The organism is Sorangium sp. So ce693, from assembly GCF_051521375.1.
GTDB lineage: Bacteria > Myxococcota_A > Polyangia > Polyangiales > Polyangiaceae > Sorangium > Sorangium atrum.
Genome location: NZ_CP150347.1, coordinates 6221835 through 6248139, shown reverse-complemented (window position 1 = coordinate 6248139; position 26305 = coordinate 6221835). Strand labels below are relative to the sequence as shown.

The 26305-nt window shown below is 66.1% G+C and carries 22 protein-coding genes; 18 read left to right on the top strand and 4 right to left on the bottom strand.

All coding sequences use genetic code 11. From position 1 onward, the window contains the following. Nucleotides 1–315: 315 nt before the first annotated feature. The 17 genes from WMF14_RS23170 to WMF14_RS23090 all read left to right on the top strand — a co-directional run bounded on the left by WMF14_RS23170 (nucleotide 316) and on the right by WMF14_RS23090 (nucleotide 17914). Nucleotides 316–990, top strand: a complete 675-nt coding sequence (locus tag WMF14_RS23170) for a CIS tube protein (RefSeq protein ID WP_437803713.1) — start codon at nucleotides 316–318, stop codon at nucleotides 988–990. Continuing rightward, nucleotides 990–2018: a phage late control D family protein gene (locus WMF14_RS23165; RefSeq protein ID WP_437803711.1), complete on the top strand. Its 1029-nt coding sequence runs from the start codon at nucleotides 990–992 to the stop codon at nucleotides 2016–2018. Before WMF14_RS23170 ends, WMF14_RS23165 begins: the two co-directional genes overlap by 1 nt. Next, nucleotides 2015–2710, top strand: coding sequence for a phage baseplate assembly protein V (locus WMF14_RS23160; protein WP_437803709.1), 696 nt, complete (start codon nucleotides 2015–2017; stop codon nucleotides 2708–2710). Before WMF14_RS23165 ends, WMF14_RS23160 begins: the two co-directional genes overlap by 4 nt. A gap of 41 nt (nucleotides 2711–2751) precedes the next feature. Beyond that, nucleotides 2752–3114 (top strand): PAAR domain-containing protein, encoded by a 363-nt coding sequence (locus WMF14_RS23155; RefSeq protein ID WP_437803707.1) that lies wholly within the window; start codon nucleotides 2752–2754, stop codon nucleotides 3112–3114. Between the two features lies 1 nt (nucleotide 3115). Continuing rightward, on the top strand, nucleotides 3116–3511 hold the full coding sequence (locus tag WMF14_RS23150) for a GPW/gp25 family protein (protein WP_437330777.1): 396 nt from the start codon (nucleotides 3116–3118) through the stop codon (nucleotides 3509–3511). Between the two features lie 56 nt (nucleotides 3512–3567). Then, nucleotides 3568–3801: a hypothetical protein gene (locus tag WMF14_RS23145; protein WP_437803705.1), complete on the top strand. Its 234-nt coding sequence runs from the start codon at nucleotides 3568–3570 to the stop codon at nucleotides 3799–3801. 10 nt (nucleotides 3802–3811) lie between these two features. After that, nucleotides 3812–6823, top strand: coding sequence for a putative baseplate assembly protein (locus WMF14_RS23140; protein WP_437803703.1), 3012 nt, complete (start codon nucleotides 3812–3814; stop codon nucleotides 6821–6823). After that, nucleotides 6813–8048, top strand: coding sequence for a hypothetical protein (locus WMF14_RS23135; RefSeq protein ID WP_437803701.1), 1236 nt, complete (start codon nucleotides 6813–6815; stop codon nucleotides 8046–8048). Before WMF14_RS23140 ends, WMF14_RS23135 begins: the two co-directional genes overlap by 11 nt. Next, complete coding sequence (locus tag WMF14_RS23130; RefSeq protein ID WP_437803700.1) at nucleotides 8045–8974, top strand: phage tail protein; 930 nt, start codon at nucleotides 8045–8047, stop codon at nucleotides 8972–8974. Before WMF14_RS23135 ends, WMF14_RS23130 begins: the two co-directional genes overlap by 4 nt. Nucleotides 8975–9050: 76 nt before the next feature. Beyond that, on the top strand, nucleotides 9051–9938 hold the full coding sequence (locus WMF14_RS23125; RefSeq protein ID WP_437803699.1) for a tail fiber domain-containing protein: 888 nt from the start codon (nucleotides 9051–9053) through the stop codon (nucleotides 9936–9938). After that, nucleotides 9935–11746 carry a hypothetical protein gene (locus WMF14_RS23120; RefSeq protein WP_437803698.1) on the top strand — a complete coding sequence of 604 codons (1812 nt, stop codon included), beginning with the start codon at nucleotides 9935–9937 and terminating at the stop codon, nucleotides 11744–11746. The genes WMF14_RS23125 and WMF14_RS23120 overlap by 4 nt, the downstream gene beginning before the upstream one ends. A 14-nt stretch (nucleotides 11747–11760) precedes the next feature. Beyond that, nucleotides 11761–13734 (top strand): hypothetical protein, encoded by a 1974-nt coding sequence (locus WMF14_RS23115; protein WP_437803696.1) that lies wholly within the window; start codon nucleotides 11761–11763, stop codon nucleotides 13732–13734. A gap of 17 nt (nucleotides 13735–13751) precedes the next feature. Continuing rightward, complete coding sequence (locus WMF14_RS23110; RefSeq protein WP_437803695.1) at nucleotides 13752–15425, top strand: hypothetical protein; 1674 nt, start codon at nucleotides 13752–13754, stop codon at nucleotides 15423–15425. Between the two features lie 12 nt (nucleotides 15426–15437). Then, a complete protein-coding gene (locus tag WMF14_RS23105) occupies nucleotides 15438–16526 on the top strand; it encodes a pentapeptide repeat-containing protein (RefSeq protein WP_437803694.1) in 1089 nt (362 codons plus the stop codon). Nucleotides 16527–16564: 38 nt separating this feature from the next. Continuing rightward, the gene (locus WMF14_RS23100) at nucleotides 16565–16948 is read left to right on the top strand and encodes a hypothetical protein (RefSeq protein WP_437803692.1); all 384 of its coding nucleotides are present in this window, start codon (nucleotides 16565–16567) and stop codon (nucleotides 16946–16948) included. A 36-nt stretch (nucleotides 16949–16984) separates the two neighbouring features. Continuing rightward, nucleotides 16985–17386, top strand: a complete 402-nt coding sequence (locus tag WMF14_RS23095; protein WP_272092897.1) for a hypothetical protein — start codon at nucleotides 16985–16987, stop codon at nucleotides 17384–17386. A gap of 120 nt (nucleotides 17387–17506) precedes the next feature. Then, a complete protein-coding gene (locus WMF14_RS23090) occupies nucleotides 17507–17914 on the top strand; it encodes a hypothetical protein (RefSeq protein WP_437594357.1) in 408 nt (135 codons plus the stop codon). A 660-nt stretch (nucleotides 17915–18574) separates the two neighbouring features. Here WMF14_RS23090 and WMF14_RS23085 read toward each other — a convergent pair. The 4 genes from WMF14_RS23085 to WMF14_RS23070 form a co-directional block, all read right to left on the bottom strand. Further along, nucleotides 18575–19027, bottom strand: a complete 453-nt coding sequence (locus WMF14_RS23085; RefSeq protein ID WP_437803690.1) for a hypothetical protein — start codon at nucleotides 19025–19027, stop codon at nucleotides 18575–18577. A gap of 71 nt (nucleotides 19028–19098) precedes the next feature. Next, nucleotides 19099–19581: a hypothetical protein gene (locus WMF14_RS23080; RefSeq protein ID WP_437803688.1), complete on the bottom strand. Its 483-nt coding sequence runs from the start codon at nucleotides 19579–19581 to the stop codon at nucleotides 19099–19101. Further along, on the bottom strand, nucleotides 19578–20483 hold the full coding sequence (locus tag WMF14_RS23075; protein WP_437803686.1) for a PLAT/LH2 domain-containing protein: 906 nt from the start codon (nucleotides 20481–20483) through the stop codon (nucleotides 19578–19580). Before WMF14_RS23075 ends, WMF14_RS23080 begins: the two co-directional genes overlap by 4 nt. Before the next feature lie 757 nt (nucleotides 20484–21240). Beyond that, nucleotides 21241–24354, bottom strand: coding sequence for a class I SAM-dependent methyltransferase (locus tag WMF14_RS23070; RefSeq protein WP_437803684.1), 3114 nt, complete (start codon nucleotides 24352–24354; stop codon nucleotides 21241–21243). Nucleotides 24355–24562: 208 nt separating this feature from the next. On the opposite strand from WMF14_RS23070, the gene WMF14_RS23065 reads away from it, so the two are divergent. Further along, on the top strand, nucleotides 24563–26026 hold the full coding sequence (locus tag WMF14_RS23065) for a methyltransferase domain-containing protein (protein ID WP_437803683.1): 1464 nt from the start codon (nucleotides 24563–24565) through the stop codon (nucleotides 26024–26026). Nucleotides 26027–26305 lie beyond the last annotated feature (279 nt).

Below are 26305 nucleotides of genomic sequence, written 5' to 3'. Positions count from 1 at the left end.
GCCTGCCGATCGCGTACTCACCCATCCTTCGCAGCTCCTGCAGGTTGGTCCTTTGCCCTCGCTCGAGCACCGGGGGGCTCCCGCGGCTGCCCGCCCGACCGAGAGCGCGCCCGCCGCGGCGCGCGCCCGCTCACCGCTCTCTCTTCCGCACATGCAGGCCGAGCTCGAAGGCGCGCGGGCGCCTCGACCGGCTGCCTCGAGAGCGCCACGGCTCGCCGACCAGCCCTCGCAGGCGGAGCTGCGAAGGCTCGTCGATCGTCTGATGGCCGAGATGGACAAGCGGATTCGCCACCGCGAGGAGCGGACGGGGCTGCGATGACCCTGAGCAAAGCGATCATCAAGAATATCGACACGGGCGAGCAGATCGAGGTGATGTACAACCCGGATCAATACACGAGCTCGTCCCAGGTCCTGTACTCGGGGAGGGCCGGAACGTTGCAGTTCGACCGCCTGGAGCGGCTGCCGTTCACCGTGAAGCTCTTCTTTGATACGTACGAAAAGGGCACCGACGTGCGCGCGTTGATCAAACCCATCGCCGCCCTCCAGAGGCCGACGGTCGGTGAGGGGGAAAAGCGCCGGCCGCCCGTCTGCCTCTTCAGCTGGGGAGGTTTTTCTTACCAGGGGATCGTCAGCCAGCTCGACCAGCACTTCACCATGTTCCTCTCGACCGGCACCCCGGTCCGCGCCGATCTCACGGTCACATTTCAGGAGCAGCTCCTGCCGAGCGAGGTGGAGAAGGACGCCGGCCTCGATAACTGCCCAAAGCTCCACCTGGTCAAGGTGGGAGAGCGGCTCGACGCCATCGCGGCCCGGGAGCTCGGGGACGCGAGCGCATGGCTCTGGATCGCCAGGGCCAACAACATCGATGATCCGCTGCGCTTCCCGATGCCGGAGCAGATCGGGACGCTCCTCGCGATCCCTGACGCGGCCGATCTACCGAAGAGCGACGCACTCTCTCAGGGCGGCAACGCTGCCGGAGCGGATCGGTAATGGGCGTCGTCTCGGTCACCGTCGCGGGCAAGCCGCTTCCGGACAGCATGAGCGCCGCGCTCGCCCGCGCCGAGGTCGATCAGGAGTTGAACCTCCCCTCGACGTGCGCCGTCGAGGTCGGCAGCGTCGACTTCGAGCGCTCTGTTTTTCAGGGGATCGATCTGACCTCCGCCCGCATCGGCGACCCTGTCGTGGTGGGCTTCGGCATGGAGAGCACGAAGCCCATCTTCGAAGGCCGCCTCGGCGCGCTGGAGATGGTCTTCGGCGACGAGAGCGCCGTCGAGCTCCAGGGCTATGACGCGCTCTACCGCCTCCAGTTCGGGACCACGACGCGCACGTTCGAGAGATCGAGCGACACCCAGATCGCGACCCGCATCGCCCGCGACAACGGGCTCGACATTCGCGCCGACGACAGCGGCGTCACCTACCCGTACGTGATCCAGGCCGATCAGAGCGACTTCGCGTTCCTCTCCGCGCGCGCGGCCCGGATTCATTTCGAGCTCTTTGTGACAGGGCGCACGCTCTACTTTCGCCGGAGCATCGCGGGCCAGTCGCCGACGACGAAGCTGCGCCTCGGCCTGGATCTCACGACGCTGACCGTGCGAGCTCGGGCGCTCAAGCGAGGGTCGCGCGTGACGCGCGTGGGCTGGGATCCGAAGAAGAAGCAGTCCATCGTCGCGACCGTGAGCTCCGGCCCCGCGTCGCTCCGCATGGGCGGCCAGAAGACGGGCTACGAGCTGTCCGCCGCCTACGCGGCCTCACCCGTGTCGGCGATGGACCCGGAGATCCTCGACCAGAAGAGCGCGCGCGCCATCGCCGAGGCGACGTACGAGGCCGACATCGAGGGGTTCATCGAGGTCGAGGCGTCCGCGACCGGAAACCCCGCGCTCAGGCCCGGGGTCAACGTCGAGATCGAGGGCATCGGCGACCGCTTCAGCGGCCTCTATTACGTGACCGCGGCAAAGCACATCTATACGCAACAGGATGGCTATACGACCAACATCTCGCTGCGGAGGACCGGCGTATGAGCGCGTGGCAGGGGAGCAATGCGCACCATGAGCGATCCATGACCGGCGTGATCGTCGGGATCGTCGAGGAGACGACGGGCGACCCGGAGAGGCTCGGGCGCATCAAGGTGCAATACCCGCTGTTTGGCGCCACGATCATGTCGAACTGGTGCCGCGTCGCATCCTTCTTCGCCGGCAAGGACGTCGGTGCGTATTTTCTTCCCGCGAAGGGCGACGAGGTGCTGGTCATCTTCGAGGCGGGCAACTTGAACGTGCCTTATGTGATCGGCTCGCTGTGGAACGGGCAGGATCGCCCTCCTGTCGCCAGCGAGCAGAAGCAGCAGGACGTGCGCATGATCAAGACGCGGAGCGGCAGCCAGATCTGCATCGACGACACGCCCGGCGCCGAGAGGATCGAGGTGACCGACAAGAGCGGTGGCAAGATCGTCCTCGATTCCAAGCCTGGCGCCGAGAAGATCGAGGTGACCGACAAGAGCGGCGACAAGGTCGTCCTCGACGCCGTGAAGAGGAGCGTCACCATCGCCGCGGGCGGGGACATCGACGTGTCCGCTGGACCGGGGAAGATCACGCTGAAGGCCACGCAGATCGAGCTGTCAGCGACGGCGGCGGTGAAGATCTCGGCGCAGGCTCAGGTGGAAGTCTCGTCGACGGGCGATGTCGCCGTGAAGGGCGCGCTCATCCGGCTCAACTGAGGAAATCTATGGGACTACCAGCAGCCAAGCAAGGAGATCGCGTGCAGGCGATCGACACGCATATCGTCCTCGTGCCTTCGCCCACGGGCCCGGTGCCTGTCGCGCAGCCGTTCCCGTTCACCGGGATCATCACCGGCGACCTCTGCCCGAGCGTCCTCATCGAGGGGAGGATGGCCGCCGTCCTCGGATCGATCGCGACCAACATCCCCCCTCACATCCCGGTCGGCGGTACGTTCGCGGTGCCGCCAACGAACCAGGCGCAGATCGTCAAGGGCAGCGCGACGGTGATGTTCGGAGAGCGCCCGGCCGCGCGAGCGGCCGACCGCGCCCTGACCTGCAACGATCCTGCGCCGCTGCCTTCCGGGACCGTCCTTGCGCAGAGCAGCGTCCTCGTCGGAGGGTAGCGTGAAAGGGTCGAAGAGCTTCCTCGGCGCAGGGTGGTCGTTCCCCGTGACGCTCTCGGGCGGGAAGGTGGAGCTCGCGTCCGACGAGCTCAAGGTGCGTCAATCGATCCAGCTGATCCTCGGCACCTCGCCCGGAGAGCGGGTGATGGAGCCGGAGTTCGGCAGCAGGATCTGGGAGCTCGTCTTTGCTCCGCAGAGCCCGGCGACGTTCTCCCTCGCCTCGTTCCACGTGAAGCAGGCGCTGGAGCGGTGGGAGCCGCGCGTGGAGGTCGAGGACGTCCGCGCCTCGATGGACCCGAAGCGGCCGGGGGTGATGCTCATCGCCATCGATTATCTCGTGCGTTCGAAGAACCAGCGCGGAAATCTCGTTTACCCGTTTTACCTCAACCAGAAGTGAGCACGACCGGTAGATCGGATGTGACGACAGGCGCAAGCCAGAATCGGAGAGATGGCATGAGAGACTATGTGGAGCAGAGGCTCAGGGATCTTCGCGAAGAATTCGAGAATGGGCAAAAGCAGCTCGCGGCCATGGAGGTCCGTACGAATGACCTGAAGAGCACGCTCTTCCGCATCAGCGGCGCGATCCAGGTGCTCGAGGAGGTCCTGTCGCAGCCGCCGCGCGCCCCGGGCGCCGCCGCGGAGAAGAGCAACGGCACGCAGCTCCGCTCCGCCCTGCCGGAGAGTTGAGTCGCAGCCCATGCGCCGTGAGCCTTACACGCTGGATGCCCGCTCCGCGGATGACGTCTACCGCGACGCCATCAGGCTCGCGCGTTACTACCTCCCCGAGTGGTCCCTCCTCTGGCCGGACCCAGCTGCGGCGGAAGGCCAGAGCTACTTTGACCCGACCGATCCTGGGCTCGTTCTCCTCAAGCTCCTCTCGCGGCTGCACGCCTCGCTCGCCACGCAGCTCAACCGGGCCCCTGACAAGCACTTCCTCGCGTTCCTGAGCTTCTTCGGCATGGACCTGCGCGCGCCGCGCCAGGCCAAGGTCGTCTTGACGTTCACGCTGGCCGAGGGGAACGCGCCAGTCCTCATCGCCGAGAGGACGCAGGTCGGGGCCGCCGCCGACCCCGAGCTCTTGTTCGAGACGACCGGCGAGCTCCTGGCGCTCCCGGCCGAGCTCGAGGCGGCGTGCACCCTCCTGCCGGCAGCAGACGCATGGATCGACCGCGGCGATGTCCTCCGCGAGGACGTCCTCTCGGAGGCGGACGACGTGGAGCCCCAGCTCCAGCCGTTCGAGCACGCCCTTCACCTGGGCAGCGAGGCGCTCTTCAAGCACCGGATCGCCCTCAAGGAGCTGCGTGTCCGGCTCGAGGGCATCAATCTGTTCCAGGTTTTCTTTGCCCGATGGTCGGACGGCGCGGGCCGCGAGCTCAGGCCGAGGTTCGGTGTCGAGCCCGATGTGGCGGTCGACGAACCAAATCAGGCGGATTCACCGTACTCGCCCCCGGATTGCTCCGACACCGAGGGGGATGCCGAGCGTTATGCCGTGCTCGAGGCAAGCTTCGTTGACTTTTTCCAGGCGTCTCCGGCGGAGGTCAAGGGCATCTCCTCGTTCTGGATCGCGGTGAGGCCCGCCGAGACCGTCGGCGTTCGCGCCGCCGATGCGGAGATCCTGCCCCAGATCTTCAGCATCTCGGTGACAGCGAGCTCGCAGCGGCAGAAGACCGAGGCGGCGTACGCCAACAACACGCCGGTCGACCTGATGATGGGTGGCCGCCCGTTCGGCGAGACCCCCGCGGTCGAGGACGCATTCTATCTCGCGTCCGAGGAGGTGTTCTCGCGCGCCGGGGCCACGGTGACCATGGAGGTCCAGGCGGAGACCATCACCCCGAGCCCCTCGGTCCAGCTCGCCTGGGAGTACTGGACCGACGCCGGCTGGCAAACGCTCCTCACGGTGCAGGACGGGACGAACGCGCTCACCCAGGGCGGCACGGTGACCTTCACCTGCCCGGCCATGGATCCCGTATCGATCCACGGCCTCGAGAGCCGCTGGGTGCGCGCGCGCATCGCGGCGGGCGGCTATGGATCGCCCGGGCAGGTTCGGGTGATCCCGCCGCAGGCGGATGCCCTCAACGAGTGGCTCGACAAGTACGTCGCCGACAAGAGCGCGGCGCTCACCGATCTCCGGACGAAGAACATCAACTTCGGCGTCTACCTCCCTCCGGCCTACACGCCGCCGTACATATCGTCGCTATGGCTCTCCTACGAGCTGATCGGCCGGCCGGACACGACCATCGCTCACAACGCGTTCGACGTCGTGGAGATGCCGCTCGGGATCGTCGCTCCTTATCGGCCCGAGCTCGAGCCGGTGTCGTCGTACTCGTTCGGGTTTTCGCCGGCGAGCTTCCTCCGTCATGTGCTGGGCCGCACGATGTCGCTCTTCATCGTGCTCGACGAAGACGCGCCGAGCCGAGGCGTCGAGCAGCAGATCGAGGACGAGCTTGTCTGGGAGGGCTGGGACGGCACCGCCTTCCGCCCGCTCACGGTCACGGACCGCACGGACGGTTTCACGACCAGCGGGTTGGTCGAGATCCAGATCCCGACCTGGATCACCGAGAGCACCCGGTTCGACAAGACCCTTGTATGGCTGCGGCTGTCGGCGCCGCAGAGAGAGCCCAGGTGGCTGCCGCGGATAAAGCGCGTCGTGCCGAACGCAGTCCTGGCCGAAAATGCCCTCTTGTGGAAGAACGACGTCATCGGCTCGGGCACGGCCGCGCCGGGGCTCGTGCTCGAGTTCCCGCGCAAGCCGATCCTCGACGGCGAGGTCGTGGAGGTACGCGAGCAGGTGACAGGGCAGGCAGGCGCGGCGCCGGCGGAGCTCTACGCCTGGCGGCGCTGGGAGAAGGTCACCACCTTCGCGTTCTCGAAGGCGGACGACCGGCATTACATGCTCGATTCCACGACCGGAGAGCTCTCTTTCGGGGATGGGATTCGCGGCATGGCCCCGCCGCTCGGCGAAAACGACATCCGCGCGGCGAGCTATTCGAGCGGCGGCGGCGCGCGCGGGAACCTGCCCGCCGGACAGTTGACCGTGCTCGAGCAGGCGATCACCGGCGTCGAATCGGTCACCAACGTCCTCGCAGCCAAGGGCGGAATGGACGCAGACGACCTCGACACCCTGCGGAGGCTCGGGCCGAAGCGTCTCAAGGCGATGGACAGGGCCATGAGCGCCGAGGACTTCGCGACCCTGGCGCTCGCGTCGTCGCCGAGCGTCGGGCGGGCCACGGCGTACGCAACGGGCGAGCGGCTCATCGTCGCGATCGTGCCGCGCGAGGACACGGAAGAGCCCATGCCGACGTCGTTTCTGATCGAGGAGGTCGAGGCGTACCTGCACGCGAGGGCCTTCTTCGCCGTCGCTGATGCGATCACCGTGGTGGAGCCCGAGTACGTGACCATCGACGTCGAGGTTTTCGCGTCGCTCGAGCCGGGCGCGAACGAGACCGATGTCCGCGCGAGGATGATCAGCCGCCTCAAAGACTTCTTCAAGCCGCTCGGCGGCGAGAAGCAACCAGCGGGCTGGGATTTCCGCGCGACGGTGACCTGCGACATGGTCGCTCGGGGCTTGCAGGGCATCCCCAGGGTCGCCCGGATCCACGACGTCGCGATCTCCAGGCGCGACCCGATCCAGCGGGCCGTCGTCACGATGGTGGACCGCCAGCTACCGGCGGCGGGCGCTCTCCGACTCGAGGTGCGCCGTGGCGGTTGAGCGGAAGCTCCCGAACCTCGCGCCCGAACGCTACGCGGAGATCTTCCGGTGGCTTCGAGAGACGATCCCCGCGCTGAGTTCGAACTGGACCGACTACAACGCGTCCGATCCAGGCATCACGCTGCTTCAGCTCTTCGCCTTCATCGCGGAGGGGACATCCTACCGTGTCGATCGGGTCCCGGCGGGGGCATATCGCAATTTCGCCCTGCTTGCCGCCGGCACGCCGGAGCCGGGCCTCGAAGAGACGCTTCAAGAGGCGGAGCAGGACGTGCTGAGGGATGCGGACGACGATCCGCTAGAGTTCGCGGGCAACGTGGTGCTGCGCGATCCCTCGTACGTCGAGCTCTTGCGGGCCCTCCGCTCGAGCTCTGGCCGAAAGAACCCCGATCCGGCCGATCTGTATACGGCATTGTCAAGGTTCTGGCGCTCCCCGTACCGGGCGATCACGGAGCAGGACTTCGCGGAGATTGCCCTGGAGTGCAGCGCGAGCGTCTCCGAGGCCGCGTCCAGAGCGGAGCGCGCCATCGTCAGAAAGCGCGGGGAGAGCGTCGAGGTGACCATCGTCTCCGGAGCCAATTTGTCCTACGTCATGGGCGGACCAAGCGTGTCTGATTCGTCCAATTGTTTGGCTTCGATCTATGACTTTTACGACCCCATAACTGACTCTAACTATTATGACAAGTACGGCGCTTTGACGGATGTCATCGGCCGGTACCTTGCGCCACGCTGTCTCATCGGCACGAGCGTGTCCGTCGTGAGGCCGCAGTTCGATCCGACCCGGGTGGTCGCCACGGTCGCTGCCCTGGTCACGAAGGCGCCCACCAACCGTGACCCGAGCATCATCGACGCGAACCCGACCACCGTGCTGCGCAGAGCGTGGGAGCGCATCACGGCGCTGCTCGATCCCTTGATCGGAGGCTTTTCAGGGCAGGGCTACCCGTACCGCCGCCCCCTCACGAGCGAGGACATCGCGTCCGCCCTGCAGGGCGTCGACGGGCTCGATGCCAGCCAGCCGGTCCGTGTATATATCGAGCGGATGACCGGGCTGCGCGTAGGGAAAGCGAGCGTGGGTCAGACGACGGTCGTGCTGCGCTCGGCTCGCGATCTGGGCTTTCCATGGCTCGTGTCGCTATCGCTCCAGGCCGTGACTTCCACGTATGGCATGTTGGTAGGTGCCAGTCAGATCGGCAAAGACACGATGGTTGCGAAGGTAGGTGGAACGTGAGCGATGAGGAATCCGAGTACCTGCGCTTGCTCCCCGCGGCTCACGCGAGCCGCGGCGAGGATGGCACACCGTCGTTCGTCGAGCGCTACCTGATGATCGCGGAGAGCCTGCTCGGGCGGAGGGATGGGGGCGAGGCCGGCGTGCAAAAAGGGATAGCGGCGCTCCTGGATGCGCTACCCTCGCTCCTCTCTCCGCGCCTGTCGTTCCTGTTCCCTGATTCGACGGAGCTTCTACCTCTGATCGAAGTCGCGGACACGGCAGCCCAGTTCCCCCTGGCCCCGACGGAGGACGTCCTGGAGGTGCTGAACCATTTCCTGGGCATCGTCCCCTTCGTTCCCCCGGAGTCCCTGGAGACCCTCGCCGTCTCGAAGCGCCGGCAGCGGATGAGCCTCATCCTGGAACCTCTGGCACAACTCCTGGAATGGCTCTCGGGGTGGATCGCCCTCGTGCCTATCCGCGACTGGAGCGTTGATAAACGGCGAGATGTGCTCTCAAGGATCATGCCTCTTTACCGGAAGCGTGGGACGCTGGAAGGGCTGAAGGGGCTCATGGAAGCATTTTTTGACAACGTCGTTGTTGATGAATCTGGCAGGCAGACGGTATGGATCAAGACCAATGTGGTCGATATGACTCCGGCGCAGCCCGTCGAGCTCGGCACGAACACGACGCTCGCAGAGACGGCCGCGCCCAAACAAGAAAAAGAAGCTCTCAAAAATATTGAAACGCTGCCCATGTGCCTGCCAGTGCTCGATGGCATGCGCCCACATTATTTTGTTGCGGGGATCTATTTGAATACATCCAAATATAATATTCAGGCGCAGCTGGGGCGGCTCAAAAGTGCGCTGGTTTCGTTTGTGGACGAGGAGAAGCCCATTCACGCGCACTGTACTATCATTTACGTGAGCAAGCCGGACTATCTCGGCTGATGCACTCCGGTGTGTACGCGAGATGAAGCGCCCAGGTCTTCGGCGCCAGTACAATTAGGCGGCTGTCAGAGGGAGCATGACGGAAAAGTTCGATTGGTTCGCAACAACAAACCAGTTAATTCGCACATATTATTATGATGGAGAGCTGCTCATTGAGGATGATTTTAATCGGGAGCAAAAGTATTTGCGTGATCTGATTCGTCAACAGAACTTGTTCCTGTTTGGTCCCGGTGTTGTCTCTGGTCTTGAGTTGAACTGGGATGAAGATACTGGCGTCACTGTGACTCTCGGCATGGCTTTCGATTACCAAGGGAGACCGCTGATCCTCGACTATGCTACCGAGGAAAGTATGAGTTACCCTTTAAACGTAGGTGAGCTTGATCCTGGTGCAAGTTACACGGTCTACATGGCATATGGCGAAGATCCCGACGACGACCAGAGTAAGCAAGCTGGTCATTTGGTTGCCGAGAGTGTCCAGCTGGCGTATGTCAAAGGCGATTCGGTACCTACGGATCCTGACCGTGAGGATGAGAACGGGATACAGATGCCGATAGGGATTGTTCTTGGCACCTTCACGACCGACGAGAATTCACAGCCCAATGGTGCGGATAGTTCTGGACGGGAATCGGTCGCGTGGGGCCCGGAATCGGCCACATCTTCACCCAGTGACGCCGCGCTGAAGGTCGAGGTATCTCCTATCGATGGCGCCCTCGCTCGCGTCGCCAAGCTGAATCCCGTGTCCTTCGCCTGGCGCTCCGATCCCGCACGCCGGCGCCGGCTGGGGCTCATCGCGCAGGAGGTCGCGGGCGTCGTGCCCGAGATCGTGGGGGAGAACGCCGCGGGCTTGAAGACGGTCGCATACCAGGAGCTTGTGCCCCTGCTGATCCGGTCGATCCAGGAGCTCAGCGCCCGTGTCGCGGAGCTCGAAGCCGAGGGCGCTCAGCGAGGCGGAGGGCGAGGGTGAAATCGCCGGAGTGCGAGCGTATCGCCTTCTTCGACGGCCAGCTGCTCACCGCCTCGGTCTTCCGCGCGGACCAGCGCTACTTCGAGCAGCTGATCGCGGAGCGCCACGCTGCGCTTCACTCTGCGGGCATCGTTCAAGGGCTCACGCTCTCGCTGACGGTGGGCCCGAAGAATGCCGTGAACGTGAACCCCGGGATGGCGATCGACGACCAGGGGCGTCCGCTCTTCCTCGACAAGCCGAAGAGCCTCGACCTCGGGCATCGACGGGGGACGGAGCTCTACGTGCTCCTCGCCATGGCGGAGCGACCGGACCCTGCTTCAGCTTCCTCCCAGTACGAGGCGCAGGGATTCAAGCGGTTCTTGCTCGAGCCGCGCATCAAGCTCGTGGAGAAGGGCGAGGCTCAACGCGAGGCGAGCATCGTGCTCGGAAAGTTGACGATCGACGACGACGGCAAGGTGGCGATGGATCCTAACACGCGCGCGTGGAGCGGCGTGCGCGTCGGCCAGGCGGCCTTCGTGCTCGACGGCACGGACCCCGAGCCCCCGAGCCTCTGTGCGAGCGTCGACAAGGAAGAGCCTCGCGCCTCGGCGCTGGAGGTCAGCGCGGACCAGGTCTCGTTCACGGGCGCGCTGAAGATCACGGGGACGCTCACCGTGTCGAACGCGCTCGGCCTGGACAGCCCCACCCTCCTGGGCGGCCCGCCCGGTGAGGAGAACCTGCTCGGTCCGGCGCCGCGCGACTGGCCGAAGGCGCAGCTCGACGTCACCGGCACGGGCGGTCCGCTGGACAAGGTCCTGTTCGTGGGGACCGAAACGAACACCTCGCCGGGGATGATCGAGCCGGTGCTCGCTCTTACCTGCGAGGGCAATCTCGGCGTGGGCGTCGAAGCGCCGACGGCCAAGCTCGAGGTTGACGGGGACCTCCTCCTCGACGGCGACAAGACGATATTCTTTGGAAAAGAGGGTTCGCTTCGTGGCCCGAAGGGGGAGACCGTCACCTTCCGCAAGCGCGGCCTGAAGGTGGCCGTCCCGTGGCCTCTGACGATCACGCTCCAGGCCGGAGGCGACTCGGGGAGCGGACGCTCGGTTCTGGAGATCTTCCCTGACAGGGTGAATATCGACCCGAGCGATCAGCTCGTGTCTCCCGACGCTGGCGCGTCTCTCGACGCGATGCTCAACGTCGAGGGAGCCGTGCAGTCGCTGCGTGGCGGCTTCCTCATCGGAGCCCAGCAGACCCCGCAAACGACCGCGCACCCCACGCTCCCCATCGGCGCCGTGATCGATTGGTGGTCGGATCCGAGCTCCCCCACGCCCCAATGTCCCGAGAACTTCCAGCTCTGCGACGGTGAGACCGTCTACGATAAGGATAGCCCGCTCCACGGGAGAGCGGTCCCCGACCTCCGGCGCTATTTCGTCCTGGGCACCACGGACTCCCGAAAGGTCGGAAAGACAGAAGACGGTGCTCACCGGCACCAGCTGGTCGTCCCGCCGCACAAGCACTCGGTTGACCATGGTCATGGCGGCCCGCTCCCCTTCGCCTCGGGCGAGGCGAGCACCACATCTCCATCCAAAGGCGGCGGCTCCAACGGGCTCAGCGGAAAAGAGCATACGCATATGATCGACGTCACCGTCGATCCCACGAGCGGGCTAGAGTGTGACGAGTCCGCTATACCCTCCGGCGAACTGCAGACGGGCCCTCCAGTGGCAGAGGGCTCTGCAGAGGGTGAAGGCTCTCCACCGGTGGGTAGTGGCTCCGACGAGGTTCTGCCGCCTCACTTTGACCTGTTGAAGATCATACGGATCAAGTGACCGAGGTGCTCCTGATGGCGAATGAGACGTCGCTGCGCCGACCCAACTATTTCCCCGGAGAGTTCCTCACCGTGGGCGATTACACCGCCGAGCAAGGCTACGTGGACGCCCTCCGCTGTGCGCACGACTTCGGGCTGCACACGTGGGGCATCGCGGTCGGGCTCGACGTGACGCTCGAGAGCGGGATGGTGACCGTTTCTCCGGGGATCGCGTTCGATAGGAGCGAGCACATCCTGGTCGTCGACGATCCGTGGTCAGGCCCGACTCCGTCGGATGACGCCTGCCTGGTCGCCAGGAGCACAAGGACGTCGGTCTATGCCACGAACAAGACCAGGGTTCCGTGGACGCGCGAACAAGTGAAATTCTCCTGGTACAAAAAGGCCGAAATCAACGTAGAGAGAGAGATCGTCCTCGCCGAGCTCAGCCATCCGTCCTCGTCGCCGGTCCTCACGACGCGCTGCCGCCGCTATGTCAGCATGAGCGCCGGGGCGCTGCGCTTCGCGCACGCGCTGCTCCCCAGCGACAGGGAGCCGAGGATCGTCGGCTGGTCGGCGGGCGACCAGGAGAGCGCGACGACGGGGCTGCGCGCGAGCGCCGACGAGGTGCGCTTCCGGCCGCGGAGCGGAGGCGCCCCAGCCGTGAAGCTCTCGGTGAAAGGGCCGGTCACGATCGGCACCACGGTCCACAGGGCCGTGTTCGAGGTGAGAGCCCCCAACGCGCCGCTCGCCGGCCCTGGGACGATACGGAGCAGCGGCAAGGCCGTCTCGGCCACCGTCCCCGGTAACGGCGCTCCCATCCGCATCCCCATCGATCGGATCGTCGCGCCCGGAGACCGGATCTTCACCCAGAACCTCGCCGGAAATCCGGTCCAGGCCGACGTCAAGGCCTTCGGACCGGGCGAGACGGTGTCCACGAGCGAAGAGCTGAATGCCGAGGACGCGACGTGGACGTTCCAGCGGGCGCGCGTCGCGCGATTCGCGCGCGGCGGCGAGGCTGCCCTGCTCGTGTGCAATGTGGGTGATGGGGAGCCACGCGTCGGGCTCGGGACGGAGAGCCCCGAGGAGTGCCTCGCGGTGTCCGGCGGCGACGTTCGGCTGACACGCCCCGAAGCCAGGGCAGGGCAAACGCACCAGAACCGGTATGATGACAGTGAATCGGGAGGAGGCAACGTCGTCTTTGCCGGCGGCGGTGGAATCCAATCAAGAGCGTCCATCGCGCCAGAGATCCGCTTCGAGGAGCGCGGCGGTGTCGAGCTGCGCACCGAGAAGACAATCGAGCTGACGGCGCGGCCATCGGCGAGCCCGCCCGATGCGCGACAGGTGGCGCTTCACCTCTCCAAGGACGGTACGGTAAGGCTCAGCGATGTGCACGGAGGGCACGGCCAGCTGAGCTCGAAGCCGAAGCTCATCGTGGAGGGCGCCATCCGTGCGTCGAAGGGGTTCATCTTCCCCGACGGCACGGAGCAGAAGGAGGCGGTGATCGCGGTGCCTATCGGAGGGATCATCGACTGGTGGCGTCCGGATGCGAAGCGCCAGATCCCGGATGGATTTGCGGTCTGCGACGGGTCCAAGGTGAGCGCGCCGGGGAGCTCGCTCGACGGAAAGACCCTCCCCGACCTGACGGGCTACTTCGTCCGCGGCGCGTGGGACGGGAGCCAGATCAGCACCCAGGGCAACGACGGTACACAGCACGTTCACACGTTCGGCGAGCTCACGCATCAGCACCTCTTTCGGCATTCGCACACCAGCTCGGCCACGGTCGATAGCGGCGCCGACGGCGCAGGCCAGGGGACAGGGCCCGGGGCGAGCTGCGTCCTCGCGCACGAGCACACACCGGTCGTTCTCGTGGATCCGGCGGATAACGTGATGACCGGCGCCAGCAGCGAGGGCGGATCGCGCGCCCCCGGGTCGACGGGCCCCTATCGAACCGGGCCAGCGGCCATCACGCCGCCGTATATCAAGCTGCTCAAGCTCATGCGGATCCAGTAGGAACGAGAGGGTCGGGAATGGAGAGGCCTAGCTTCACCGCGGACAAGCTCCTTCGGGCGATCGATCTCTCGCAGGAGCAGCGCTATCAGATCGACAGCTACCGAGCGGCCAATCGGGCGCTCCACACATGGGGCATCGCGAGCGGGCTCGACGTCGTCCTCGACCCGGAGGACCCGAAAGGCGTCGTGGTGCAGCCGGGCTTCGCGCTGGACTCGCTCGGCCGCGAGATCGCCCTCGCCGCGCCCGAGAAGATCGACTTTGGTGCGGTCCAGCGGCCGGAGTCCTTTGTAGCGCCGTGGAATTTTCGCATCACGATCTGCTACCACGAGGACGCCGCGTCGCCGGCGCGCGACGCGCGCGGGCTCGAGTTCAGAGCGTGCGTCGTCGCGCCGCGCGTCTCCTCCCGACGCGTCTCCGCCCGCTCCACCCGTCGCGATCGCGATGAGGAGCCATCGATCGAGATCCTGCTGGCGACGATCGGTTTATCGAAGGAACGTTACGTTGCCTCCATCGACGTAGACGGCCGGCGATACAGCGGCGTGAGGCTCCACCAGGTGACCTTCAACCCCACTGGTACGGGGGACGACGGAACGAATATCTCCGCGATAGAGCCTGGTGAGCTCCAGTTCCAGGCGAGCGAGATGGACGTCTTCGGCTCCGTGGTCGTCCACGGGTCGATGAGCGTCGGCAGCGGCGTGGCTCCTTCGAACGTGGGCCTGGAGGTCGTCGCCAAAGCTTGTAACAAGCTGCTCGCCGTGGTGAGGTTCGGCGACGGGCGGCCGTTGCTCGCCGCGGCGAGCAACGGGTGTGTCGGTATCGGCACGGAGAACCCACAGTCCAGGCTCCACGTCAAAGGCTCCCTCGCGCTCGGCGCCGGCTGCGCGCTGGTGCTCCCGGAAAATGGGCAGGTTGGGATCTTAAAAGGCGGTTCGGGGCAGAGCCATCATCTCTCCGACGGGATCGCCTTCAAGGCGAGCTCGCTCGCGGTGATCTCGAAGGGGGATATCCGGCTCATCTCGGGCGCGAACGCTCAGACGACCGACGCCACGCTCGTGGTGTCCGCAAAGCACGGCCACGTCGGGATCGGCACGTCTGACGCCGAGAGCGAGCTGACCGTCAACGGTATCATCTATGCGAAGGACGGGCTCGTTTTTCAGAACGGAGAGAGGCAAACAGAGGGCGAGCGCGAACTCCCGATCGGCGCGATCCTCGACTGGTACCTGTGGCCGGAGGAGCGCAGCAGCCCCAGGCTCCCCGCGGGGTTCCAGCTCTGCGATGGCTCGGAGGTCGTCGATGCGAGAAGCGAGCTCGCAGGCCTGCGTGTCCCCGATCTGAACGAGAGGCTCGTGTTGCCGATCGCCGGCGATCAGACGCCCGGGGAGGTGGGCGGCGGAGCGGCGCACACGCACCAATTCAAGTGGCAGACCATGCACAGCCATGGGATCCAGCACACGCATCCGCTGAGCATCGAGCTCGAGCGCACGGGGCCGGAGGGGACGGCGAACGAGAGCTCCTACTACGGAACGGAGGAGCTCGCCGGAGCGGACCACGAGCATCAGGTCACGGCGAGCACGTCAGAGTATTACCCCCTCCAGTCAGGCACCTTCAACGGCGAGTCCACGCAGGAGACGGAGGGCGCAAGCTCGCTGCCCAGATGCATGCGTCTCCTCAAGATCATACGCATCTGGTGACAGGGGAAAGCCGTGCCGAACGTGATCCTCGTGGCGAGCGCGACGGAGATTCTTGCGACGGAGATCGAAGCGGGGCTCTCGGCCTTCGCTCACGACGTCGAGCGCATCGACGCCGGCCGCGCGTCGCTGGGCGAGCTCGCCGCGGCGTTCGCCGGGGCTGACGCCGTGGTCGTCGTGCGCCCTCGGAGCGGCGCGGAGATCGTCGCTGTCGGCACCGCCTTCGGCCTCGGCAAGAGGCTCGTGCTGCTCGACGCCGGGCCCGATCTCGCTGCGGTCCCGGGCGCGGTGCACGCTCCGAGCATCGACGCCGCCGTGACGAGCGTCCGCGCGCTCGAGCCGATGCCCCTGTCTCGAGAGCAGGCTGGCTCCTCCGGCGAGATCGACACCCCGAGCTGGCTTCGCCGTCGTTACCCCGAGGGGCTCTCGGAGAGCGACTGGACGGTCGAGGAGCAGGTGCGCGCGCTCGCGAGCGGCGGGGCCCGCTTCCTCGTGAGCGCACACCGCGCGGGCTATTTCCCGCTATGGCCGATGGACGGCGTCGATCTTTGCGGCGCGGACCTCCGGCGCGCGGACTTTCGAGAGCTCAGCTTCGCCGGCGCCCGCCTCGACGGGGTCGACCTCAGCGAGGGCGATCTCCGCGAGGCGAGCTTCCGCGGCGCGAGCCTCGTGGGCGCAAAGCTCTCTCGGGCTCACCTCCGCGGCGCCGATTTCCGCGAGGCCAACCTTCGCTCCGCGGTCTTCCACAGGGCGGAGCTCGTGCGGGCGCGCTTCTCTCGCGCCGATCTGCAGCGCGCCGACCTCTCCCTCGCCGATCTCTCGGGCGCCGATCTCTCGGACGCCGACCTCCGCGGCGCCTTGCTGAAGGGCGCGTGCCTGGCCCAGATCGTCGCTCAGGGAGCGAACATCGAGGGCTGTTTCCTCGAAGGCATTCTCCTCAGCGACGCGGACCTGAGGGGGGCGCGCCTCTCGGGCGCGCGCCTCTCGCGCGCGAACCTGACCCGGGCGAACCTCTCGGGCGCGCTGGTCGACGGCGCAGATTTCAAGGGCGCGCACCTCGCCTCCGCGCTCGGTGTGGCCGCGCCGGCCGCCCGATCTCGATAGGAACCCACAACGCTCTTCAACCGCTCCAGGGGAACGACGTGCAGCTCATCTATCGCCGTGTTCGCGTCATCCTGCTCAACGCGACCAATGAGGCGCTCACCGTCGAGGGGGCCGAGGTGCTCGTCGGGGCTTGGTCGGCCGGGCGGACCATCAGCCATGGTGAGACCGTCGCGCGGCAGAGCGCGCGTACCTTCGGGACCGAGTCGAGCACGCTAGGGCGCGGCACCGAGGCATTCGTTCGGTTCGCCTCGACGACCGGATATTTTCAACTTCATTGGCATCTGCCGTGGGTGGGCGAGCTTCGCTGCGAGCCCGTACACGACGACTTGGCCCGACGCATCACCGTTTACACGAACGACGACGACCCGGCCGATGTCGCCGTGCTCATCACGCTGCCTCCTCACCGAGACCCTCTGCGGTGAGGCGCGCGGGCTGGGAACCTTCCAGACGAGGTACGTATGGCTGCCATTCGGAAGAGCATCGATCTCATCCTGCAGAACAGCACCAACGAGCTTTTGACGATCGAGTCTTTCAACTTGATTCGCGGCGAGTGGGGCCCGGCAGGGCCGCCCGTCCGCGGGGACGTCATCCCGAAGCAGGGCTCGAAGAGGTGGATGAGCCTGTCGAAGGCGTTCACCGGCGTGGACGGCTACCTGCACCTCGGGTCGACGAAGGGGTACATCAAGATCACCTGGCATGTCCCGCTGTCTGGCATGCAGAACCTCGCGGTCGATGTCACCGTTCCGGACAGGCTCGCGTCCCTCGCTCCGTGCTACAACACGGAGCTGGCCGATTATCCTGTCGTCCTGGTGACGCTCGTCCCGAGCCTGGTGGGGTCTCCGCCAGACAGGGGCGAATGAGCGACGGAGGGACGACGGGGGGCCCGGGGGAGCAAGGGTTCGGTGAGGCGAGCGGCGCCCCGCGCCGCTCGCAGGAGTGGAACACAAGGAGTGCGCGCCTCGAGCGCGCCGGAGGGTGCAATGGCGACCACGTATCGCAGCGTGAAGGTGATCTTTCAGAACAACACGAATCAGACTCTGACGGTGCACGGCTGCGCCGTCCTCCGGGGGATCTGGACGAAGGACGTGGAGGCGAAGCAGGGCGCTGACATCCAGAAGCAGTCGGTTGCGGTCTGGGGCAGCGAATCCCAGGAGATCGTGGCCGGCACGAGCGCTTTCGTGCGGGTCGGGTCGGTGCACGGGTATGTCAAGGTGTCGTGGTCCCTCCCGTGGGTCGGCGCGTTCGATTTCAGCGCTCAACCCGAGGAGACCCTGAAGGACGTCCTCCGGGTGCTCCCCTACGAGGTCGATGACAGGCGGCCCGACGCCGTTGTCGTCTCGGTAACGCTGGAGGAGGTGCCGCGGCCCGAATCGCCGCCAGCGGGATGAGAGGCCAAGGGGACGCGCTCGATGGAGAGGTCCGCCTCGCCGAGGCTGCACCGCCTCCTGCTCCCTGAGCTCACCTGAGCTGCTCGCGCTCTGCCGGCCGGCGCTCTCGCCGTGCAGCTGCCCGGGGCTCAGCGGAGCCGGCCGGCGCTGCACGGCGAGCTCGCCTGAAGGCGGCGGCGCTGCCCGGCTCCTCCGGAGGCGGCACCGACGGGCGAAGGATCACCCCGTACGGGCGGCAGAAGCTGCCGGGGCACCTGCTCGTCGAGCGCCTCGGGCTGCTTTCGCCCGAGGTGCGCGACAAGCGCGCCACGGAGGTGGTCCGCATCGGCGAAGAGGTGTCCGAGACGCTGGAGTGGAGGCCCGCGAGCTTCGTGCTGCTGTGGATCGGGCGACCCAGATCTGCCAAAGAGGGCGAGCCCGAAGACGGCGTCGTCAATCGCGGACGTGGCCGACAGCCCTGTCCGCGGTACGAGGGCGACGTCCACGCGGACGCATCGAGCGTTTACGAGGAGCTGTTCCGGATCGAGCAGGTCACGGAGGTGGGCTGCTGGGCGCATTGGTCTGCCCGATGCGGCGGCAGCCTCCGGACGAAGGAGTGTATGCGCTCAGTGGGAGGGAGCGCCGCTTCCGGATGGCTCCTTCGTGTTACGTCCCAGAGCTCTAGGTGCCGTAGTTTATCGATACGGCAGTGGTGTTGTAGTTGCCAGTCGGGTTTGGGATCACGGGGTTAGGAATATTAAGCCCCGGATGCGCTTGCGGCGTAATCACTACCGTTGCCGCGCCACTCTTCGGCTTGTTCGCCGTGATCGTGATCTCCTGGCCAGCGCAGAAAAGCTTAACGGTGAAGCCGAATTGATTGAAGTTGATAGTGTCTATGTAGCTTCCGACCCAAATAGAGTTGTTGCCATCAGGTGGGACGACCTGGCCGTCGTAGGGCTGCTGACCGTCACACCAGTCCGCCTCGTCATTGGCCAGGCTAAAACTCACCACCTGGAGTGCTTCGCGGAGGTTGTTTACGATCTGAACGGAAATGCTGCGTTTGCCCTGAGCCGCTGCCACCAGCCATTTAGCACCAGGAACTGATTTGTCGCCAATCGGTCGCAGATCCAACATGTTTATCTCCTTCAGCTATCTCGGCTAGAGTGTGTCTTGCCTCGGTCTGAGTGCGTCTCGGACTGTATATATCACAACCGAGAGCTGTCAAGTGATATGCAGGCACTGACGTCGAGAATGTTGCTTTTCACGACGTTCGAATAGTTTGCGCGGCCAGGCCGGTCCCCCGAGTACTGCTGGATCTGAGCAGCTATGGTCTCGCGAAGGTCTTCGGCGATCTCCTCGGCGCTGGCACCGGTGACCGTCGAGCAGCTCACGCTATCCGTTGGATCGCCGGTGTCCAGGTTGATGTGAGCGCCCGCCTGGATAAGGGTACCCTGGTCGTCGAACCAAAGCATCAGCACGCAACAGTCCGATGTGGGCGGCGTGTCCGGCCGATCGATCCTGGTCGAAACGAACAGACCCTTTTCTCCATAGGAGACCGAGGTGTCCGGCTTCCACACCTCGTAGTAGAAGCGGTTGTTACTATAACTCGCGGCATCCCCATCCTGTTGATCCCACCCGTAACCAGCATTGAGCCGGGCTCCCAGTTGCTCCATGTTCAAGTGGATCATGGCTTCGACTCTCCATTCACATGGTCTCGCTCTCGGACGAAGATGCACGCGTCGATTTTGTTGATCACGTGGTTGATGATGGCGGGGAAGTTGAGTTGACCCGGCTTGGGCCCGAGCTGGACGAGGAAGCCGCCGGCGTCGTTGAAGAGCTTGCCGGATAGCTGCACGACCAGAGGGATCGCGGGCGATGGTTTCGGCGCGCTCCAGTCGAGATTCAGCGATTGCGGGGTGCCGCGGGCGGTCAAGGTGCCCTGAGCGCTCTGCAGGGCTCCGTTCGCGGTGAACACCAGGTTCAAGGTGCATTCATCGACGACGCCGTTGCGATCGACATGCTGCGCTGTCGCAGCGACTGTCAACCTGGTGACTTGGTTGTGGTCGTCAAGCTGCCACGTGCACACCGGTAGCCGCAGGCGGTAGTCCCTGGAATAGATCGTGAACGTGGCGGAGGCGCCGCCCTCGTCGTTCCAGCCGTTCGGGAGCCTCTCCCCGAGCTCACAGTAGTCGAGGAGGATGGGGTAGCTCCGCTCGAGCGTCCTCTGCCATGGAGTGTTGGGATCGTTGGGTTGGGAACCGTCCGACCCAATCCAGGCGTTGCACGGGAACTCGCACGGCGTCCGCGGGATATTGTCTTGAATGGTGAGCTTGACCAGCCACCAGCCTGCGTTCGAATTTTCGTTGTCGGTGCGGACAGTGACGGAGATGGGCTCGCCGATCTCCTCGTCGATGTCAATGTCGAAGACGTCGGTCTTGCCGAGTTGAAAGGGCGGGCCGCCCCCCTCGCGGTCTTTGAGCGGGTACTCCTTGGAGGACGCCTGCCTACCGTGGATGGTAACGAAGATATGCGAATATGTCTGAGCATACTGCATAGTCCCGGTTACGGTTGTTATCTTGTATTGTGTCATGGAGTGTCCGCCCTGTGTACAGATGTTGTACTAGCGTCTTCGCAAGAGGGTCCAGCCGCATCGCCAACCGGGTAGACTCCGCCGCGTCTTCCCATGAGGCGAGGCTATTGCCGCCTGGGGGCCTTCGTGGCTCCGGTGACCTGGGCATGAGACTCCAGGCAGGTTTCTCATGTCAATTACAAAAGCAATCGAGGTAACAGGTCCGGACGACGTGGCGCTGCTTCCGTACCGTGCGTCGTCATGACATTGGGGTTCAACATGGACGGTCGCGCGGTGCCGACTGGGAAGGCCCGAGCCGCCTCTCCCGGTGATGGCCCTCGCCCTCTGAGGCACCGGGACCTGAGACCGCGATGTGCCGGACCACCGCTCAGGTCTCCGCAGCGCGCCTGGGTACGCCTGGCTCTCACCCGCTGGCGCCCGCCCTTGGTCGCAGCCCGCCAGCGCGTCTACGAGCGAGCCTGGCGGCGCCATGCCAAGCGCTGGTCGGGCGAGGCGCGCACCGGACACCGGTCAGCGCTGTCCGTTTCGGACGGCGCCAACCCGACGAGCTCAGGGTGGCTTCAGGCAAGGGGCGCTCGCTGCCTGAGTGCAGGCCCGTGCGACGACTATCCTGACGTCCACCGGACAGGGGCTCCGAGAGGTCGGCCCCGAGCGCCACCGTGTTCTCCCGCGCCGCTTGCTCTGGCATGTCGAGGCTGAAGGGCGCGGTGAAGTCGACCGCTCCCGGTCATCCAGGCCGCCTCGGACCGAGGCCGCCTCATTGGCTGCGCTCGCTCGCGAGCAGCGCCCGGTACGCCTCGAAATCGTCGCCCATCACCGTGCGGATCCGCTCGGGGGCGAGGGGCCGGAAGGCGTTGTTGCCCACCCGCTTCGGGCTCACATTGGCGCTGTGGATGATGCCCACGATGAAGGAGTCGTCCTCGAGCGCCGTCATCGGACTGGCCCGATCGCTCCAGACAAAGCGCGCGTCCTCGCCGACGTTGATGTCCGGAAACGGGTTCTTCGCCCAGAGCGCCTTGCGGTAGCAGAGCGTATTGCCTCCGAACCACCGTGACGGCCCGCCGCCGTAGACGAATTGCCACGTTTTCCCGGAGGCGGGCTGGTAATAGAGGATACGCGAGAGGCCCGAGAGCGCCGCGCGCTCGGCGAGCAGGCGCTCGACCTGGTAGCGGATGCGGTTATCGGCCATCCAGTCGTCATCGTCCCAGTGGATGATCACCTCGCCTCGCGCCTCGCGGCAGGCATAGTTGCGCTTCCACCCCACCGTCCGCCTGGAAGGCAAGCGCAGGTAGCGAATGCACGGATCGTCGGGGACGATGTCGTTCACGGGATCCGCGCCGTCATCGACGATGACGAGCTCGCGGTTCGGGTAATCCTGCTTCTGGAAGTGGCGGATCGCGTGAGGGATGAAGCGGCGGCGATCGGCCGTGGGCATGATCGCGGTGACGAGCGGCTGCTCCGAGAGCTCGATTCGCAGCGGTGGAGCGGGCAGCGGCGGGGCATGCAGCGCTGGAGCGGGTGCCTCCGATCCCACACCTCGCGCAGCCAGAGGCCCGGCTTCAAGCGGCGCAGCCCGTTTCTTGAGCAGGATCATGCTGCCTTCGGCGTGCACCTGGACGTACGCGCCTGCGCAGAGGATCGCGTCCACCACCCGCGTCACCCCGGGATATCCACCGCCGTAATCGTGGAAGAGGACATACCCGCCCTCGACGACCCACGGATCGAAGTGCGCGAAGTCACTGCGCACGCTCGCCTCATCGTGCAGCCCGTCGACAAGGAGCAAGCTGACCGGGCCTGCCCACGCCACCTCGGGCGCGCGCCTCTGGAGGGGCACGATGTACGCGCCGAGCTCCGCGTGGGCGATCGTGCGGTCGAATTTGAGCCGCGTCGGCGGTGTGCTCACGATCCGCCAGTCGCGGGCGCCCACGCGGCCGTCATGCGGATCGATGGCATAGATGCGGGCCTCCGGCCGCAGGGCCTGGACCACGCGGCCGAGGACGACGGTAGCCTTGCCGCAATAGCTGCCGATCTCCACCATCGCGTGCGACGCTGGCAGCTCCTCGAGCGCGCGAGCGGCCGCGGTGATGACCAGATCGGCCTCCTCTTCCGAGAGCCAGCCCTCGATGGCCTTCATCTCGGCGAGGATCGGGCAGCGTAGGAGCAGGCGCGGCGCCTCGCCCGCGGGCTGCGCCTTCTGGAGCACGACCATGGTCCCCACGGCCCCGATCCGGCGATAGGAGCCGGATGCGCAGAGCTCGTCGACGACCTGGATGACGCCAGGAAAGTAACCGGCATGATCGTGGAAGGCCACGTACCCGAACGGCGCAATCCATCGTTCGAAGTGCTCGAAATCCTCGCGTACGCTCTCGTAGTCGTGCAGGCCATCGACGAGGAGCAGGCTCACCGGCCCCTGCCACGCCACCTCGGGTGCGCGCTTCTCGATCGCCACGACCTGCTCGCCCAGGCCCGCGGCCGCGACGGTGAAATCGAACCGCGCGCGCGTCGGGGACGTGACCGACAGGCCGGTGTCGCGGGCGCCGACCCTGCCGTCGTGCGGATCGATCGCGAAGAGCCGCGCCTCAGGCTGGATCGCCTGTGCGGTGCGGCCAAGCACGAGCGTGGCCTTGCCGCAATAGCTGCCGATCTCCACCATCGCGTGGGTGGCTGAGAATTCGTACAGGGCGCGGCCGGCGGCAGCGATGAGCAGATCCGCCTCGTCGTCCGAGAGCCAGCCTTCGATCGGCCGCATCTCGCCGAGGACGCGCGTGGCGAGGAGGACATCCCGTCTGTCTCGGGGGGCGCTCTGCGCCCACGAGAGAGCTTCGGGCCCAGGGGGCGGAGCGGGGCCGTTCTTGCCAGCGCGCTCTGCCGCGGCGTTCGCGGGAGGCAACGCCGCGGCGGGCTCGCCGTAGTTGCCGAAGCGAGCCCGGATATGGCGCCGGAGCGGGTCCTGCGAGCGCCTCGGGATGGGGTGGACCCAGTAGACGCGCGGATCGGCAAAGGCCGTGTTGAGCTGCGCGACCGAATACTGGACGCGAAACTTGACATACTCGTAGCTGCACGGGTTCTCGGCGACCTCGTAGCCGAGGAGCGCGGTGAGCGTCGGGAAGAGCACCTCCTCCGTGGCCCACATGCGCGAGCGCTGCAAGATGGCCTGGAGCTCCACGTCATGGAAGAGCGAGACGATCTCGCGCGCGGCCGCGGCGGTGATCACCGTCGAGGGCCAGAACGTCCAGTGAACGAACTTCGCCTCCCCGTCAGGGAAGCGCCGGAGAAAGCGCCGCCAGAGGTCGATCTCGCGGCGGGCGGCGATCGCCGGCGGCATCGTCGGGACGGGACCCTGCGGAGCGGGGGAGTTGCCGAGCAGGCCCACACGCGGTCGCGAAGCGAGGAACGCCTCGAGGTGGCCCGAGTAGCCGGGCCTGGTCGCGAGCTGGTCCGAGTCGACGATCGTCATCGCGTCGAACGGAAGCGACTCCAGCGCAAAGCGCATGCAATCGACGGCGAATCCATGCAGGTAGCCCCACTTCATCGGCCGCGGCGCCGGGTGGACCATGGCGCCGTACTGCTCGAAGGGGAAATCGTCGCCGAGGAGCTTGCGGTTCGTGCCGCCGTTGTAGAGGAGGATTGCCGATGCAGGATCGAGGTAGTGGAGATTTCGTATCAGGTCGATGACGCTCTCACGGTCCTCGTGCACGAGGCAGGCATAAACGTTCCGGAAGGGCATGTGCTCACTCGAAACGAGACACGAACTATGGGGCGCGGCGAGAATCCGCTCGTCAGGCAGATTGACGGAAACTGCCATAACATGCCTTCGAGATAACTCAAGACCCGATCCGAGGCACGCCGGACGAACAATCTTCAGTCTCATGGGGCCGCGCGAGCTCCGATCCTTCGCCCGCGGGCCCGGCGAGCCTTGCCATCGACGCGCGTGCGCCGCTAGTGTCGTGCATCATGCCGACCGCGAACCGCCGCCGGCTCGTAGCGCACGCGATCGGCCGCTTCCTCAAGCAAGATTGTGCCGTGCACCGCCCAGAGCCCCGCGGCGGAGATGCGCCCGTAAGGCAGGAGACGCCCCGATGAGCGAGGTCATGTCGAGGCGCGACGCGCCGCCCGTGTGGACGTACTGGGAGGGTCCCTGTCCGCCCTACGTGGAGCTCTGCCTCGACAGCCTCCGCCGACACGCGGGCGCGCGGGTGCTCGATCGCGCCTCGTTCGACAGGCTCTGGACGAGCGATCGCGATCTGCCCATCGACGCGCTGTATGTCGCGCATCGCGCCGATTACATCCGCGCGTATCTCCTCCGCCACTACGGCGGCTTCTGGATCGACGCCGACTGCGTGGTCCTGCGGCCCGTCACGCCGCTCGCCGCGCTGCTCGACCAGCATGATCTCGTGACGTACCGCGAGCCGGCCGGGACCATCGCCAACAACTTCCTGCTGGCGCGGCCTGGCGCGCCCGTCGTCGCGGACTTCTACGCGCGCGTCGCCACGCACCTGCGCGCGCGCCGGCCGATCGACTGGCTGGAGATCGGGAGCGTGCCGCTGATGGCGGCCATCGAGGCGCACCCGGGATCGACGCACATGCTGCCCACCGCGTGGATCATGCCGGTCTGCTGGAGCCAGGCCGCCCGCTTCCTCGACGAGGTGGCGCCGGAGCCCCGGGACGGCCTCGTCGACTTCCACGCGCGTTTCGAGCCGGACGCCTACTGCTACATGCTCTCGAACCACTCGATGCCTGCGTGGCTCAAGGGGAGCAGCCGGTCCGAGGTCCTGTGTTCACCCATGTTTCTTGGCCATCTGCTCCGCACCAGCCTTTCAGGAGACCCTGCCATGTCGAGCCATCCTCCCAATTACGCGTACTGGCATCAGAGCGGCGGCGAGTGGGCGTCGGAATACGACCGGCGCAAGACGAGGCACTCGTTCTATCACATCGCCGAGATGATGATCGCCGACCACGTCGCGCACCACGCGCCCTGTCGCGTGCTCGAGTTCGGTTGCGGGCCGGGGCGGCACCTGCTCAACCTGAGCCAGATCGAGGGGGTCGACGTGCATGGCTTCGATCAGAGCCCGACGATGGTGGAGGCCGGCTTCGGCTGGGCCTCACCCGAGTGGCGGGCCGCGCACGTCACGGTCGGATCGCCAACGGGGGCGCTGCCGTACCCGGATGGCCATTTCGATATCGTCTTCACCTCGGAGGCGCTGCTCCACACCCGCCCCGAGGACCTGAAAGGCCGCCTCGCCGAGCTGCTCCGCGTCTGCCGGGGGCACGTGCTGCACCTCGAGAACACGCCGTCCTGGACCGGGTACTCGGCGTGCCACAACGGCTGCTGGGGGCACGATTTCGTTACGGCGTATCAGGAGCTCGGGCACACGTGCGAGGTGCTGCCCTCGGGGTTCACGCGGCAGACGCCGTACCGGACGGCGGTGCGGCCCGAGTCGGTGAAGTGGACGTGGCGGCCGGCGATGCTGGCGCTCTACCGGCGCATGGAGGAGCAGCTCGAGGAAGGGTTCCAGCGTGCCGGGGCGGCGGGGTACGCGTGAGCGAGGCCGGCGCGCGGGCGGGTGCGAGGCTTCCTGGAGGCGCCGACGACAACAGCAAGTACAAGTCCCTGATGCAAGGCGCCGCCCCGACCATCGAGAGATGGGGGCTTCAATAAGGAGATCGCCGCGATCAAGGCGTCCGTGAAGACAGCTCGGCGTCTCGAAGGCGCGCTGGAAAGAACAGGTGATGACCTTGAGATGTCAACAGGTCAGCGGCCCAGCGTCGAGACTGCATTGTGGAAAAAGTAGGGGCCTCCGTGTCGTGACAATGACGAAAAA